We start from the raw sequence: 14,323 nt of genomic DNA, 5'->3' as shown, positions 1-14,323 counted from the left end.
CGTTCGGCGTGGCCGGCGATTGGGAACGACGAAGACGAGGAAGGAAACGAAGTGACGACGATCGAGCGCTGGCTCATGCATCGGGCGGTGTGGGGCGCGGCCGCCATCGCGATGGGCGCGGTCGCGCTCCCGGCCTGCACGCCGCTACGGGTGGTATCGCATACGGTGTCCGTTGACGAAGCGCACGTGCCGGTGGGGGAGTACGCGCTCGACGCCGAGCATTGGAGTATCACGTTCGATGTCGAACACTTGAAGTATTCGCGCTTCGTGATGCGCTTTAACCGCGCGCGCGGCACGCTTCAATGGAAGCCGGGCGGATTGGAGGCAAGCTCGGTCGACGTGGCGATCGATGCCGCGAGCGTCGATACGAAAGTGCCGTTACTGGACAAGATGGTCAAGGGCCCCGACATGTTCGACGCGGCGACGTTTCCGACCATTCGATTCGTGGGCAAGCACTTCGTCCCGACGGGGCCGGCTCGCGGCAAGCTGGAGGGAGATTTGACGATACGGACGGTGACGCGTCCGATCGAACTCGACGTGGCGTTCAATGGATACGGACGCAACCCGCTGACTCACGCCGATACGCTTGGATTCTCCGCGCACGGCACCTTTAGCCGTGCGCAGTTTGGATTGGCGAGCTGGTATCCCGCGGTCGGCAACGACGTGCAAGTGCGCGTCGAAGCCGAATTCGAGCGGCCCGCGCCGGTTACGCCGTCCAATCCAGAATGACCTTCCCGCTTTCTCCGGAGAGCATCGTCGCGAACGCTTTCTGATAATCGTCGACGGCGAAATGGTGCGTGAGGATCGGAGAGAGATCGAGACCGCTTTGCAGCATCGCCACCATCTTGTACCAGGTCTCGAACATCTCGCGCCCGTAGATGCCTTTGATTTCCAGCCCTTTGAAAATCACTTGATTCCAGTCGATGGCCGTTTGCGCGGGCGGGATGCCGAGCAGCGCGATCTTGCCGCCGTGGTTCATCGCCTCGAGCATCCCCGTGAAAGCGCTGGGTACGCCCGACATTTCCAGGCCGACGTCGAAGCCTTCGGTCATGTGAAGCTCGCTCATGACGTCGCGCAACGATTCTTTCGCGATGTTGACGGCTCGCGTGGCGCCCATTTTGCGCGCCAGGCCGAGCCGGTATTCGTTGACGTCGGTGATCACGATGTTGCGTGCGCCGACGTGCCGCGCAATCGCCACGGCCATGATTCCGATCGGACCTGCTCCCGTGATCAAAACGTCTTCGCCGACCAAGTTGAACGATAGGGCAGTGTGCGTCGCGTTGCCGAACGGATCGAAGATCGCGGCGAGATCGTCGGAGATTTCATCGGGGATCTTGAACGCGTTGAACGCGGGAATGACGAGATATTCGGCGAATGCGCCCTCCCTGTTCACGCCGACGCCGATCGTGTTACGGCACAAATGGCGCCGCCCCGCGCGGCAGTTGCGGCAGAATCCGCACGTGATATGCCCTTCGCCCGAGACCCGATCGCCGATCGCGAAACCGCGGACCTCCTGTCCCATTTCGACGATTTCGCCCACGTACTCGTGACCGACATGCATCGGTACGGGAATCGTCTTTTGCGCCCAGTCGTCCCACTTCCAAATATGAATGTCGGTACCGCATATCGCCGTGCGCTTGATGCGGATCATGACATCGTTATGCCCCACCTCGGGTTTGTTCACTTGCGTCAGGGTCAGCCCGGGCGCGCGTTCGAGTTTTGCGAGTGCCTTCATGTTCCGCGCTCCTTAAACGATGCCGAGCGAACGGCCGACACGCGTGAACGCATCGACGGCGCGATCGATTTGCGCAGGCGTATGTGCCGCGCTCATTTGTGTACGGATCCGCGCGCGGCCCTTGGGCACGACGGGATAGGAAAAACCGATGACGTAGACGCCTTCCTTGAGCAGGGCGTCTGCCATGCTGGAGGCGACCGATGCATCGCCGAGCATGACGGGAATGATCGGGTGCTGCCCCGGCACGAGGGTGAAGCCCGCGGCGCTCATGGCCTCCCGAAAATGCTCACCGTTGGCGCGGACGCGGCGGCGCAACTGAGCACCTTCGTCGCTCGCGAGCAATTCGAGCACTGCGAGTGAAGCCGCCGCGATGCTGGGCGTCAACGTATTGGAGAACAAGTACGGCCGCGAACGCTGCCGCAACAGCTCGACGACTTCGCGCCGTGCCGCGACGTATCCGCCCGATGCGCCGCCCAACGCTTTGCCGAGCGTGCCGGTAATGATGTCGATGCGGCCTTGGACGCCGCAAAACTCCGGCGTGCCGCGACCGTGCTCGCCGATGAAACCCACGGCATGCGAATCGTCGACCATCACGAGCGCGCCATAGCGATCCGCCAAATCGCAGATTCCGGCGAGGTTGGCGATAATCCCGTCCATCGAAAAGACGCCGTCGGTGGCAATCAGCTTGAAGCGGGCGCCGGCTGCATCGGCTTCGCGCAACTTCGTCTCGAGATCGGCGAGATCATTGTTTTTGTAGCGATAGCGCTTGGCTTTCGACAAGCGAATACCGTCGATGATGCTCGCGTGGTTGAGCTCGTCGCTAATGATCGCGTCGGTTTCGTCGGTCAACGTTTCGAACAAGCCGCCGTTCGCGTCGAAGCAACTCGAATAGAGAATGCAGTCCTCCGTACCGAGGAAAGCGGAGAGCGCTTGCTCGAGTTCCTTGTGCACCGTCTGCGTCCCGCAGATGAAGCGCACCGACGCCATCCCGAATCCGTCCTTGTCGAGCCCGTCTTTCGCCGCGGCGACTAGGCGCGGATCGTTCGCGAGCCCGAGATAGTTGTTGGCGCAAAAGTTCAGGACGTCTTCGCCGCTGGCCAGATGGACGTCGGCCGATTGCGGGCTTGCGATCACGCGTTCGGTCTTATAAAAGCCATCGGCCCGGATCTGATCGATCGTGCCGCGCAAGTGGGCGAGGAATGAGTCGCGCATCGGTTCGCTCCTGACGGGAAGATGCCGCTTGCGCCGGATGGCGGGCAAGGCGGCTGTCTATTGCTGTTATAGTCGGTTGTCCGGTTTTGCCGAACAATTCCAATTTTCCGAACACAAGTTCGATATAGCGAACGACTTTAAGCGATCGAAAACGAAATGGCAAGCTCCGCCAACCGGCGCACCGCGCCTTCACCGGCTCAGGCCGCCCCTGCCGCGGCTTCGGCTCCGCCGCGCGTCGGGGAGCATATTCAGCGGCTGCGCATCGAACGGAAGCTGACGCTCGACGATCTGTCGCGCGCAGCCGGTGTATCGAAATCGATGCTATCGGAAATCGAGCGTGACAAGGCCAATCCGACGATCGCGGTTGCGTGGCGGCTCACCAACGCACTGGGGGTTAGCCTCGATCAGCTATTTGCCGCGCAGCGTGCGCCCGAGGCGATTGCCGTTTCGGGCCCTCACGAGATACCGACTCTGGACGGGCATGAAGCGAAATATCAACTGCGCGTCTGGGGCCCGATCGAACTCGCGGGCAAGTTCGAATGGTACGAATTGACGTTGCAGCCCGCCGGGGCATTAGTGTCGAACGCGCACGAACCCGGCACGCGCGAGCATCTTACGGTGCTCGCGGGCTCGATCGAAATCGAAGCCGCCGGGGAAACGAAACGCCTTAAACCGGCCGACACGGCCCGCTATCAGGCCGACATCCCTCATGCGATCCGCAACGCCGGCAAGGCCGAAGCCAAGGCACTGCTGGTCGTCATTCATGGGTAGTGCCCCGGTGAGTCAATGAGGTTTGGCCGCTCGGCGCGAATACTGTATATTTCCACAGTATCTCGATATTCGGAGAGCGGCCATGAAAGAAAACGATCTTGCCGCGCTGCGCTTTCAGGCCGCGGCGCGCGACCTCGAACACATCGTCCGTCATATCGCGGGACGCTACGTCGTACAAGGCGTGCCGTTGACGTGGCGGCTGCTGCACGCGATCGAAGCCGAAGCGTTGGCGGATCTCGGTTTCGCAAGCAGGCATGAAGCGGAGGTGCTCGATCTATTCAAGCGGCCCGACGACATGACTTACCCGGAAACGGACGATCCCGCCACGTTCGGTAAGTCGAACGCTTTGCCGATGGCGTTCGCGTTTGCCGTCGCGGCATACGAAGACGCGCAGCTCGCGAATTCGCCCAATCAAGCGCACGGAAAGAACGCCGTCAGGCAGCCGTGGGGCGCGTGATTGCCGCCGCTGGGATCCCGGAAAGACTCACCTATTGAATCCCGAAAAGGCTCACCGTGTGACGACGGCAGGCTCGATCTGTCCTAAATCAAGTACTTACGTTCGAATCATCGGTGCGCGGCGCATTGAGGAATCGGGTCACCGCTTCGAGGCGCGAGCGCTTGATGCCGGACGAATGATCGCACTCGGGACACAGCAACTCGAAGCCGTCGCCGGCCCGCGCGAGTTCCGGTTCGCCGTCCGGGCATTTCGGACAGTGCGCCGGAATCGGTGCGAGGGCGTCGGCCGTCGTGCCGAGCGCGGCAAAATCGGCATCGCTCAGTCTCCCGGTTTCGGCCCAACCGCGTAACAGCGCGGCGAACTCGGGGGAAAACGCGCCGCGCTCCCGGGACGCGGCCAACTCACGCGTCAGCGCTTCGATTTCATCGGATTGCTCGCGCACTTGGGCCTCGAGCCGGTCGCCGCGTCCCTTGGCCGCGCTCAGTTGTTGAATGAAATCGAATTCCTTGCGGCTCGCATCCCGGATGCCGGCCTGGTATGTCGCAGCCATGGTTCGCAACGAATCGAGTTCCACCAGCATCGGTTTGACGCGACGCTCGGCTTCCGAAATCGCATCCTTGATCTGAGCCGCGTAATGCTCCGTGCTCTCGCGCAATTCCTGATGGAGGGAATCGATGCGCTCGCGCAACGAGGCGTTGGTGGCTCGCTCGGCTTCCAGTTGTTGTTCGAGGCGCGCGCGTTCGGTTTCCAGTCGAACGACCGTCGCTTGGAGGGCGTCCTCGCTGCTCGTACGTGTTGCGGCGGACACGCTGATTTGTGCCTCGAGCATTCGCACGCGCTCGAGAGCCTCTTCGGCGCGCCTTTCGCTGAGTTGCAATGCCTCGTTGGCCAACGCTTGACGGATCTCCGCCTCGCGCATCGTGTTTTTGGTTTGCTCGACCGTATCGAACAACGCTTGCCGTTCGCTTTCGAGCGTACGCTTCGCCTCCGCGAGCGCATGCTCGAACAACGCACCCAGCAGCTCTCCGGCTTTTTCCTCGAGCGCTGACGGAATTGCGCCTGCTCCGATCTTGATCCGCGACGCGTCGCGGATACGTTCCCAGAAATAGTCGATATCCTTCGGAATGTCGCTGGCGCTGCCGGTTTGAGTCAGTTCGCGCACGGCGGCCGTCGAAGGGCGGATACCGAGATCGAAAAACAATCGTTTGCAGGCATGCAACGAAAGTTCGCGGCGAGGCGTGCCGGTATGGCGTAAGGATTCAAGCTCTTGTCGGATCGCTTCACGTTGCTCGTCGAGGGTCATGAGGCACTGCCTGTCATTTTGAATGTGTCAATAATAACGGATTACGTATCAAATGACACAATCGAGGCCGAACAACTGCCTGCATGTCAAAAACTCCCATAGATGACAGTCAAAGCTCGCGCATCGGCTCATGCCTGCTCGGCATTTCGTGAAACAAAGCGAGGAATCGAGTCTAAGCCATTGTTTTAACGAACAATCTGTGCGTCCCTGCTAAATCGGCCGTTGTTTCACGGAGCGTCGTTGCTTTTGGGCATTCTGTTTTTTCTCAAGACACACGGGTACGCCTTGAGAGAAGTTAAGTAAACACCCTTGAACCTAAGTTAAAAACGTTAACGCCACGCCGAACCCTTACTGGACTTGGCTTTGCGCCGGGTCAGGTGAAGCTTTCCGGGAGACGAAGTGAGCTTTGACGGGATCCGTCCGTGAAGGGGTTCGGGGAGACCCGTGAGCGATATCAGGAAACGATGTGAGGGGATTCAGGAGACGCTGAAAAGCCTCCGGGTCCCAACGGTGAGCGATTTCGGGAGCCGGCGCGGCTGGATCGCCGGTAGTAGCGGATTCTTGTTCGCACACGCGGTTTGGGGCTGGTGAGGACTTGCGGGACGTCCTCGAACCGCCGAGTTGGGGGCCAAACGAGGCTCGGAAATGGCTTCGGTGAGGCTCTGCGGGAAAAAAAGCGCACTCGAGGTGAGGCTTTTCGGGAAGAAATGCTATCGGATGAGACGAACAGCGCCTAGAGGTGAGCTTTCTCGGGAGCTGATATGCGAGAAAACGGGTGCCGCGATGCATCGGCGCTCAGGCTGAGCGGTGCGATTTTGCGTATGGTGAGGGTTTTCAGGACTATGGCCCCCGCGCTTCGGATACTTTCGTTAGCCGGCGCCGATGCGCGAAAAGGTGAGGCTTTCCGGGGGGCTGAATGAGCGCCGAAACCGAGATCGCCTCCGAAGTTAGCCGCCACTTTCGCTGAAACCTAGGCTCTATCGTATTGGTGAGACTTCTTTCGTCCAGGCTCGATCGCCAAAGGTGAGCATTTTCGGGGCTTCTCTCGTGGGTTGGGGCATTGCTTCGTTCGTGGGGGCGATGAGTCGAGAGGTGAGGAAATTCGGGATCTCGGAGGAAGATCCTCGTGCCGGCTACCGCAGCGCTAAGTATCGGATCCGGTTGGGAAATGTTCGATGCGCACAGTTGAGGTGAGGGTTTGCGGGAGTGTATGGTCCCGCTGCTCGAGCATGGATGAAATGGGGCTTAGGTGAAGGTTTTCGGGACCGGAATGCCGCGCTATAAAGCGGTCGATGAAGCGGTCAATGACGGAAAGCCGCCGCAGTGTGGGCGCTTGCCGATGTCCAAGGTGAGCTTTTCCGGGACGGCTCGAAGGCGTGCGAGTTGTGCGCACCGGCTTTGCCACGGGAGTATCGAGGCTACCGGCGTCTTTGACCCAAAAAAGCTTTCGGGACAAGGCGCTAGGTAGACGTTGAATCGAATCGTTGCCGAAACGGCGACGCGGGAGTTGCGCGCGGTTTGCGTGCAGGGTTGGTCGCAGCGATTTATGCGCGCCCTCGCCGCCCGATGGCCGTCGCTAATTTGCGACATCTTCATGGTGAGCCGATACGGGAAGCATTGGAAGCACTAATCGAAGTTCGAACGACGGTGGCCTACCATGAGCGCCATGTGCCGCAACGGCGCGGTTTGTCCACCCCGATTCGTTCTGGTGAGCCTTTGCGGGAGCCGATCGAGGTGAGGCGCCACGTTCTGACGTGTTTCACCCGGAAGGGTGAGAGCGTGCTTGTAGACGCCCTTCACCGCACTCTGTATCCTGTCGGAAATTTTCTTTCCCGACCGACGCATGGCAACGAAGCGCGCGAAGAAAACCGATGTGGTAAGTCCGAGCTCCGCCGAATTGCGAAAGGCCGTCGAAGCGATCGCAATTCAGCCCAAGAGCGGCAAGATCACCCTGCTCACACGCAAGCTGTTCAACGTGTTGCTGGCGGTCGCCCAGCAGGCGGACGAATCGGGCGACACTTATCGCGCGCTCTTGTCGGACATTGTCGCCAACTCCGCTTTCGATTCGAACGATACCGCGCTCGTGAAGGAGCATTTGCGGCGTATGGTCTCCGTCCAAGTGGAGTGGAGTCAGGGTACATCGAGCCAGAAGCCGGGGCGCAAGTGGGGGATCTCGACGCTGATCGCCGACGCCGAAATTCTCGAAGACCCGGCCACGCGCCGAGTCTGGGTGGAATTCTCGTTCGCGCCTAAGATCAAGAAGAAGCTGCTCGATCCGGTTCAATACGCGCGCCTGAGCTTGCAGTTTCAGAGCCAATTGCGAAGCAGCGCGGGCCTCGCGCTATACGAGATCTGCGTGCGCTATCTCACGAATCCGAGCCACCTGACGATGCGCGAATCGTGGGCTTGGTGGCGTCCGATCCTGTCGGGTACCCCGGATACCGAGGCCGGCGACGAAGCCAAACGCGAGTACAAGTATTTCAAGCGCGACTACCTGCGCCCGGCGATCGCGGAAGTGAACGCCGTCACGAACATCTTCGTGGAGCTGATCGAGCACCGCGAAGGCCGGCGCGTCGCCGAGATTCAGTTTCGCGTGACGGAGCGCAAGCAACCGATGCTTGCCCTCGACGAGCATCCGAACGTTTTCGACAGTACCCTGATCGACCGCATGGTCAAGATCGGCATTCCGTTGAAGGAAGCGCAAACGCTCTATGCCGACAGCGAGGAGAATCGCATCCGGGCTGCGTTGCAAATGACGGAGCAGCGCATGCGCAGCACCTCGTTGCCGCCCGTGCGCAGCGCTCCGGCATTGTTCAAGGACGCACTCAAGAAAGGCTATGCACCGCCCGTCGATCTCGTCGACCAGCCTGCAAACAGCGCCAGCAAGGCGCTATCGGCTGCCGTGCCGGCCGATGAACTCAAGGCGCGGTTGTTGGACGAGTATGCGGCTTATCGCCGGAAAGAGGCGCGTGTGCTCTACGAAGAGCAAGGTGAGTCGGAACAGGAGCTCGCGCGGCAATCGTTCGAAGAGGACATGCTGCCGCAACTGGGGTCTCATCTGCGCGAGGATTGGCGCCGGCGGGGCTTGAACTCCAAGCTCGGCGAAACGGCGTTTTTCGACTGGCTTGCGCGGAAGACTTGGGGCGAACCGACCGACGGCGATTTGCTGTCGTTCACGTTGAGCCAGTCGCGAGCAGCCTAGGCTAGGCTAGGCATCGAACTCCGAGAAGGCGATGGCTCGCGCATTACCGCACTACGGCCGCGCCGGTTCGCTGCTCGACTATTTGCCGGTGTGGCGGTTGGAGCTTCGCCGCCGCGCCTTGGCGCGGCGGGCGGTCTCGATGCAGGCTTTCAGCTCGACTGTAGTATCTGTTCGATCTGCCGCAGGATCTCGTCGCGCTTATCGCGCGATAGCCCCCGTAGCCGCAGTTCCAGGCGGTCGTCCCCGTACGATTTCAAATCTCCGACAGCGACACCGTCGAGTTTGATTTCCATCCGTTGTGCGTAGCGCTGACGGGTCGCCGGTTTGACGTTTTCCTCCGGATTCGCTCTGCCTTTTACGATATCGGCGACTTGGCGTGTGCTAAGGTCGTCCGAAACGATGCGATTGATCAAACGCAACGTCGATTCCGTACCCCGCGCCGAAAAATAGCGGCCGACTTGATACGCCATGTTGGAGCCGAACCGGTCAGGTCGCGCAACCATCTCCTGCATGATCGATTCAGGCAATTTCGCCAGCGAGAGGGCCACGGCAACTGTCGACTCGTCGAGTCCGAGGTGTTCGGCCAGTTCCTTTTGGCTCTGGAAGTGTCGTTCGTCGAGAAACCGACGCCAGACGACAGCGTTGTCGAAGACCGTTTGAGAGTCGCGTTGAACGTTGAGATCGTAGCCGAGCTTGTAGCTCTCGATCCCGATTGGAAGATCAACCACGACCGCTTTGACCGTCTCCTTGTTCGCCTCTTTCAAGGCTCGGACGCGTCGGCCGCCGTCGCTGACGAAATACGTCCCCGTATTGGCGTAATCGGGAATGACGTGAATCGCTTGCTGTTGCCCTTGCTTGGCAAGGTTGACCGCCAATTCGGCGATCGATGCTTTTAAATAGAAATGCCGCGGATTGAAGGGGCTCGGCTTGATCGCTCTCAAGTCGAGCTCGATCACTTGCCCGGGCTCATAACCGTTCGCTACACGCCATGCGCGATATGCGGCCGATTCATTGGCGTTTGCAGCCTCGCTAGCCGCCTGGACGGCGCGCTGCGGCGGCTCGACGCGCTTGGCCGCCGGCTTCGTCGAAGGCACCCCCTCGTTTTGAACGAGATCGTCGATCGCATTGAGCCGGTCGAGGGCGGTGCGCTTCTCGCTGCTCGTCGTGTCGGGGCGCGCTTGGAAGCCTTTGGCGAACTGGGAGGGTTTCATTCGGTGTCCTTTATGCGCATAAAGTCAGGGGAGCATGGACGCTATTTCCTCCGCGCAAGCGCGGATCTCAGCGGCGGCCAGCTTCGCGCCGCGGTCGCTCATTTGCAATACGGTCTGCCCGAGCGCCATAGCTTGTTTATAGGCTTCACGCGTCGGGATCTGGGTCTTCAGTAGTGGGAAGCCGAGATCCTCGAGCGCTCGCTTGAGCTCGCGCGTAAGCATCCGCTTCTCTTCCGTCTTGTTCAGCAGGAATACGGCGCGGAGGTCCTCGTTCATGACCTGGGCCTGCTGCACAAGCTTCACTAAGCCTACGCTCGACCAATAGTCGGCCGGGGACGACGAGGTGGGGATGACAGCGATAGATGCGGCCAACAGCACGACGCCCGACACTTTTTCCGTGATCGAGGGTGGGCAATCGACGACGATTACGTCGTAGTCGCCGATGAACTTCTTGATCTCTCGATGAATTTGGCCACCCGCTTCCGAGAGGTTCACGACCGGAAACGGGATACCCGTGTCGCCGTCCGCAGAAGCGCTGGCCCAATGAACGAGCGTGTTTTGGCCATCGGCGTCGACGACGAGGACGCGCTTTCCTTTCTCATGAAAAGCCGCGCCGAGATGCATGGCGATCGTGCTTTTTCCTACCCCGCCCTTCTGTTGAGTTACCGCGACGATTTCCGCTGCCAATTTTTCGCTCCTTAACAGATCGCAGAATTCTACCTTGTAGATTTTTATTTTCAATAATTTCGTCGCGATGACACCACGAATTAGCCGTTCGGCCGATGGTTTATGCGCATAAAGGCACGAGAGCCTCGCTCGATCGTCTTGGCTGCTGTGCGAGAGTTTGTCGGTGCTTGCGATTGGAACGGTGCGTGATGTCCGAGTCGGTTGGCCCGTGTTGGCCGGCCCCCGTCGTATCGTTGCGGAGGAGCGTTGTTCGATCTGATGCAAAAAGGCAACTATCCGCACCCAGCCCACGGTTCGGGTTTCAAATCGAGGCTACTCTTACGACGAAGATAGGCATTCGCGGACGGACCGAAAGACGAAGGCCGAGAACCGGCTTCTGCTCATTTCCGTCCGTGAGTCCTGCCCGAGCCGCTTTATGCGCATAAACCGCCTGTCATCAGCGTGCTTGCACCCGACGTAGGGCCAAGCATTGACAACTGCGCGCGATGGTCCCGGGCCGACCACACCCGGACGCCGCGCGGTCCTAGTCGTATCGTTTTGCCGCGTCAGGCCCGTAAAATAGCGGCTTTGCGTCAAACAGAGCCGAACATGATCACCATCTACCACAACCCGCGCTGCTCGAAATCCCGCGGCGCCTGCGAACTGGTCGAGAGCCGGTTGGCTCAATCCGGTGAAGAAGTGAAGGTCGTCGAGTATTTGAAGGAGCCTCCATCGGTTGAAGATTTGAGGGCCCTTCATCGAATGCTCGGTGGTCCCGTGCGAGACATGATTCGCGACAATGAAGCGCCCTATAAGGACTTGAATTTGTCGGACCCCTCGCTCAGCGACGCACAGCTCTACGAAGCCGTTGCAAAGCATCCCATCTTGCTGCAGCGTCCGATCGTCGTCCGCAATGGCCGCGCTGTCATCGGCCGTCCGCCGGAACACGTCGAGGCGCTGTTTGCGTGAGCGAGCCGGCGTCGGTGACGGCCCCTATCACGGACGCCTCCATTTGACGTTTCATTCGCTTTGCGGGCGTTGCCGGCGCGACGCCCGTTGCGATCAAGCATGTCCCTTGCGCGCGCTGGTCATCGACGGTCGCTGAAAAAATCCTTGAAGGGACCAACGTCCCACGCCGTGGAAAAACAGATACGCGATCAATACCGCCCACAATACGTGGTCTTTGATCATCACCGGCTCTAGGCCCGGATAGGACATGACCGCGACGAGATTGACGACGAACAATCCCGCGGCCGCAAACCGTCCTTGCCAGCCGAGCAGCAGCAGGACTGGAAATATCAATTCACCGCCGGCGCCCATCACGGCCGCAACGGCTGGAGGTAAGACTGGTACGTGATATTCGTTCGAAAACAAATAAAGCGTACTGTCCCAACTGCGCAATTTCGTTAGTCCCGACAGAAAGAAAACGCGGAAAAGATAAAGCCTGACCGCGAGTGCAACGAGCGGTTGCAAGGCGACTGCGCTCGCATCGAGCCAGCACAGCAAACGAGCGATGATTTTCATAGGGCCTCCTCGATGGCTACCACGAGCCGATGAGCGAATAGTTGTGTCAGCAACGAGCCGGCGTCAGCCCCCGTTCGAGCGAACGCTTCTTGAATGGTCCTGCCCGCGACGAGCATGGCGAGCGCCGTCGCCTCCATATCCGTGACCGCTTGCCAGCGCGCTTGATAGCCTTCGCGCCAGATCAGTACGGACTGCGGGCCAGCGTCGAGACTCGCGGATGCGCCCCCCGCGTGCATGTGCAATATGTCGGCAATAGGCCATCTGCGCGAACGTACAAGCCCAACGCTCGGCATGAACCGAATCGACGAGGCGGCGAATCGTTCGGGGCCCAACTCGACAAGGGCAGCGCTTTCAACCGCGGCGGCGTCGTCCGCAAAATAGGCCCGATGAAGCAGCCAATCGGCCTCTGCAACATCGCCGAGATAGGGCAAATCGCCGGCAGGCCCAAAGCCCCGAATGAATGCGGGCAGGCCGATACCGTCGTCGTGAAGATTGGCGGAGAATGCAGGCGTTCGATCGACATAAGCCCGCGCGAGCGCTTGAAAGTAGTCGAGCCCGACAAGCTGCACCACGTTGGCGAAGGCATCGGTTAACGCGGCGATTCGATTGAGTCGCACGTTGTTGCGATAAATGCTTAACCGTTCGCGCGTCCCGAGCGTCACGCCGAGCGGCGCGAGCGTGTCGTCGACGAGCGACCCGGCGAAGCGCAACAAGCGTGCACCGTATTCGGTATTCGTCAGCATGACACCGCCTCGGCCGCCCCGGGTACGATCGCCTCGGCGCTATCCATGGATGCAGCGAGTTGCCGTTCCAGTTGCGCATACTCTCGCAGCAGCGAGTCGAGGGGCGGTAAGTGGGTATCGCGTTCGAGTAGCACGGGCGTGGGGCCGAAGCGCTCGAGCGCCGCATCGAGGAGGGCCCACACGGCGTCGGATACCGGCGCACCATGCGTGTCGATGGCGACATCGTCGAGCCATTCGAATCCGGCCACGTGCATCTCGCCCACAGACTGCCGCGGCAATCGCGCGAGTTCCTCGAAAGGATCGACGCCGAGGTTTAACGCATTGACGTGCAAATTGTTTAAGTCGAGCAATACGCCACAACCCGTTCGCGCGACCAGCGCCGCGAGCATCTCGGCTTCCGTGCATCGCTCGTCTTCGAACGCAACATAGGCCGAGACGTTTTCGATCAAGACCGCGCGACCGAGGGCATTCTGAACGGCGTCGATATGTTGCGCGACGAGTTCCAGAGCGCCATCCACACGGGGCACGGGCAATAGATCGTTGAAGTAGCGCCCGCCGCCGCGGTTCCAGCACAAGTGCTCCGACACAACGGCGGGCTCGATGCGCTCTACGAGCGATTTCAGCCTCGCCAAGTGGCCGGGGCAAGGCGCATCGAGGCTTCCCAAGCCGAGACCGACTCCGTGCAGGCTGATCGGATATCGCGCCCGCACCTGCTCCAGCGCCGCGATCGGCTCACCTCCGCCGAAGTAGTTTTCGCTGTGGACTTCCCACCAGCCGACCGCCGGCTTGCTTGCCAGCACATCGGCGACGTGGGGCCCGCGCAACCCCAACCCCGCACCGGTTATCGTCATCGATTTCATCGACGTCGCTCCTGCCTTCCTATTCGTCCCGCCGGCCGTGCGCTCGCTTTGAAGCGCACGGCCGCCCATATGGAAAGCCTTGCGCTTCGCTTACATATCGGGTGTCAGCGAGCCGCCGAGTTGCGCGCAGGTGCCTTTGGCGACAGCCTTGAACTCACCCTTGTCCATACTCTTCGTCGCTTGACCCGCGCACGAGTGGTTGTTGCCCTTGCAATCGTTTTGTCCAGCCTTGGCAATGCCGTAGCACTTCTCCATATCCGCGGCGAAAACCGGGGTGGCGAGCGTTGCGCCCAAAGCGGCGGTGAAGGCGGCAGCGGCGATCCATTGCTTGTTCATCTGATTCTCCTGAGATTGGATTGAGAAAGCCGTTAGTGAGGCTTCGGTCGCTCGAGTCGGTGCGTCGTCTCGACGCTCGACTGTTGCTGTCTTCAATACGCGGGCGCCACATGAACGGATGCAAGTCACGGAAAAAAACGCGACTTCGCATGCGCGCCGTTCGTCCGACGCCTCGAGGCGGGCACCCGGAATAAAACGCCAAACGAGCGGCGTCATCGAACCGACACAGATGTGTCGATTCGTAACGGCGCGCGATATTGACGAGTTATCCACAGAATCTGTGGAAAACTTTGTGGAAAGTGT

At 60.3% G+C, this 14,323-nt stretch carries 13 protein-coding genes and 2 pseudogenes; 5 read left to right on the top strand and 10 right to left on the bottom strand.

Annotation, left to right across the window (positions count from 1 at the left end; all coding sequences use genetic code 11):
* Window positions 1–75: 75 nt before the first annotated feature.
* Window positions 76–729: a YceI family protein gene (locus tag DXT59_RS15830; RefSeq protein WP_116137866.1), complete on the top strand. Its 654-nt coding sequence runs from the start codon at window positions 76–78 to the stop codon at window positions 727–729.
* Here DXT59_RS15830 and tdh read toward each other — a convergent pair.
* Window positions 707–1,735, bottom strand: a complete 1,029-nt coding sequence (gene tdh, locus DXT59_RS15825) for an L-threonine 3-dehydrogenase (protein ID WP_116137832.1) — start codon at window positions 1,733–1,735, stop codon at window positions 707–709. The genes DXT59_RS15830 and tdh overlap by 23 nt on opposite strands.
* A 12-nt stretch (window positions 1,736–1,747) precedes the next feature.
* Entirely contained in the window at window positions 1,748–2,947 is a 1,200-nt protein-coding gene (locus DXT59_RS15820) for a glycine C-acetyltransferase (RefSeq protein WP_116137831.1), read from the bottom strand.
* A 156-nt stretch (window positions 2,948–3,103) separates the two neighbouring features.
* Between DXT59_RS15820 and DXT59_RS15815 the strand changes: the two genes are divergently transcribed.
* Window positions 3,104–3,718, top strand: coding sequence for a helix-turn-helix domain-containing protein (locus DXT59_RS15815; RefSeq protein WP_116137830.1), 615 nt, complete (start codon window positions 3,104–3,106; stop codon window positions 3,716–3,718).
* An 82-nt stretch (window positions 3,719–3,800) separates the two neighbouring features.
* Window positions 3,801–4,175: a DUF2471 family protein gene (locus tag DXT59_RS15810; RefSeq protein WP_116137829.1), complete on the top strand. Its 375-nt coding sequence runs from the start codon at window positions 3,801–3,803 to the stop codon at window positions 4,173–4,175.
* A gap of 88 nt (window positions 4,176–4,263) precedes the next feature.
* Here DXT59_RS15810 and DXT59_RS15805 read toward each other — a convergent pair whose 3' ends face one another.
* Complete coding sequence (locus tag DXT59_RS15805; protein WP_116137828.1) at window positions 4,264–5,478, bottom strand: DNA-binding protein; 1,215 nt, start codon at window positions 5,476–5,478, stop codon at window positions 4,264–4,266.
* Window positions 5,479–7,321: 1,843 nt separating this feature from the next.
* Between DXT59_RS15805 and DXT59_RS15800 the strand changes: the two genes are divergently transcribed.
* Window positions 7,322–8,680, top strand: a complete 1,359-nt coding sequence (locus DXT59_RS15800) for a replication initiation protein (RefSeq protein ID WP_116137827.1) — start codon at window positions 7,322–7,324, stop codon at window positions 8,678–8,680.
* A gap of 149 nt (window positions 8,681–8,829) precedes the next feature.
* On the opposite strand, the pseudogene DXT59_RS15795 reads toward DXT59_RS15800, so the two are convergent.
* From DXT59_RS15795 to parA, 3 genes and pseudogenes are all read right to left on the bottom strand, one after another.
* A pseudogene (locus DXT59_RS15795) lies at window positions 8,830–9,699 on the bottom strand (ParB/RepB/Spo0J family partition protein); the annotation flags it as partial.
* Between the two features lie 77 nt (window positions 9,700–9,776).
* Window positions 9,777–9,891, bottom strand: a pseudogene (locus DXT59_RS31595) (ParB/RepB/Spo0J family partition protein); the annotation flags it as partial.
* Window positions 9,892–9,915: 24 nt separating this feature from the next.
* Entirely contained in the window at window positions 9,916–10,578 is a 663-nt protein-coding gene (gene parA / locus DXT59_RS15790) for a ParA family partition ATPase (protein WP_116137865.1), read from the bottom strand.
* A 588-nt stretch (window positions 10,579–11,166) separates the two neighbouring features.
* Between parA and arsC the strand changes: the two genes are divergently transcribed.
* Window positions 11,167–11,526 (top strand): arsenate reductase (glutaredoxin), encoded by a 360-nt coding sequence (arsC, locus tag DXT59_RS15785; protein ID WP_116137825.1) that lies wholly within the window; start codon window positions 11,167–11,169, stop codon window positions 11,524–11,526.
* Between the two features lie 93 nt (window positions 11,527–11,619).
* Here arsC and DXT59_RS15780 read toward each other — a convergent pair whose 3' ends face one another.
* The 4 genes from DXT59_RS15780 to DXT59_RS15765 form a co-directional block, all read right to left on the bottom strand.
* Complete coding sequence (locus DXT59_RS15780) at window positions 11,620–12,081, bottom strand: DoxX family protein (protein WP_116137824.1); 462 nt, start codon at window positions 12,079–12,081, stop codon at window positions 11,620–11,622.
* Window positions 12,078–12,824: an HvfC/BufC N-terminal domain-containing protein gene (locus DXT59_RS15775; RefSeq protein WP_116137823.1), complete on the bottom strand. Its 747-nt coding sequence runs from the start codon at window positions 12,822–12,824 to the stop codon at window positions 12,078–12,080. Before DXT59_RS15775 ends, DXT59_RS15780 begins: the two co-directional genes overlap by 4 nt.
* The gene (gene bufB, locus DXT59_RS15770) at window positions 12,818–13,684 is read right to left on the bottom strand and encodes an MNIO family bufferin maturase (RefSeq protein WP_116137864.1); all 867 of its coding nucleotides are present in this window, start codon (window positions 13,682–13,684) and stop codon (window positions 12,818–12,820) included. The genes DXT59_RS15775 and bufB overlap by 7 nt, the downstream gene beginning before the upstream one ends.
* Window positions 13,685–13,774: 90 nt before the next feature.
* A complete protein-coding gene (locus DXT59_RS15765) occupies window positions 13,775–14,020 on the bottom strand; it encodes a BufA1 family periplasmic bufferin-type metallophore (protein ID WP_116137863.1) in 246 nt (81 codons plus the stop codon).
* Window positions 14,021–14,323 lie beyond the last annotated feature (303 nt).

This window comes from Trinickia diaoshuihuensis, from assembly GCF_003390925.1.
Lineage (GTDB): Bacteria > Pseudomonadota > Gammaproteobacteria > Burkholderiales > Burkholderiaceae > Trinickia > Trinickia diaoshuihuensis.
The sequence above is the reverse complement of the archived record's forward strand: the minus strand, read 5'-3'. Positions and strand labels throughout refer to the sequence as shown.

Excerpts from the sequence above, each read along its gene's own strand:
- DXT59_RS15830 (WP_116137866.1), top strand. The coding sequence starts at position 76 with ATGCATCGGGCGGTGTGGGGCGCGGCCGCCATCGCGATGGGCGCGGTC.
- tdh (WP_116137832.1), bottom strand. The coding sequence starts at position 1,735 with ATGAAGGCACTCGCAAAACTCGAACGCGCGCCCGGGCTGACCCTGACG.
- DXT59_RS15820 (WP_116137831.1), bottom strand. The coding sequence starts at position 2,947 with ATGCGCGACTCATTCCTCGCCCACTTGCGCGGCACGATCGATCAGATC.
- DXT59_RS15815 (WP_116137830.1), top strand. The coding sequence starts at position 3,104 with ATGGCAAGCTCCGCCAACCGGCGCACCGCGCCTTCACCGGCTCAGGCC.
- DXT59_RS15810 (WP_116137829.1), top strand. The coding sequence starts at position 3,801 with ATGAAAGAAAACGATCTTGCCGCGCTGCGCTTTCAGGCCGCGGCGCGC.
- DXT59_RS15805 (WP_116137828.1), bottom strand. The coding sequence starts at position 5,478 with ATGACCCTCGACGAGCAACGTGAAGCGATCCGACAAGAGCTTGAATCC.
- DXT59_RS15800 (WP_116137827.1), top strand. The coding sequence starts at position 7,322 with ATGGCAACGAAGCGCGCGAAGAAAACCGATGTGGTAAGTCCGAGCTCC.
- arsC (WP_116137825.1), top strand. The coding sequence starts at position 11,167 with ATGATCACCATCTACCACAACCCGCGCTGCTCGAAATCCCGCGGCGCC.
- DXT59_RS15780 (WP_116137824.1), bottom strand. The coding sequence starts at position 12,081 with ATGAAAATCATCGCTCGTTTGCTGTGCTGGCTCGATGCGAGCGCAGTC.
- DXT59_RS15775 (WP_116137823.1), bottom strand. The coding sequence starts at position 12,824 with ATGCTGACGAATACCGAATACGGTGCACGCTTGTTGCGCTTCGCCGGG.
- bufB (WP_116137864.1), bottom strand. The coding sequence starts at position 13,684 with ATGAAATCGATGACGATAACCGGTGCGGGGTTGGGGTTGCGCGGGCCC.
- DXT59_RS15765 (WP_116137863.1), bottom strand. The coding sequence starts at position 14,020 with ATGAACAAGCAATGGATCGCCGCTGCCGCCTTCACCGCCGCTTTGGGC.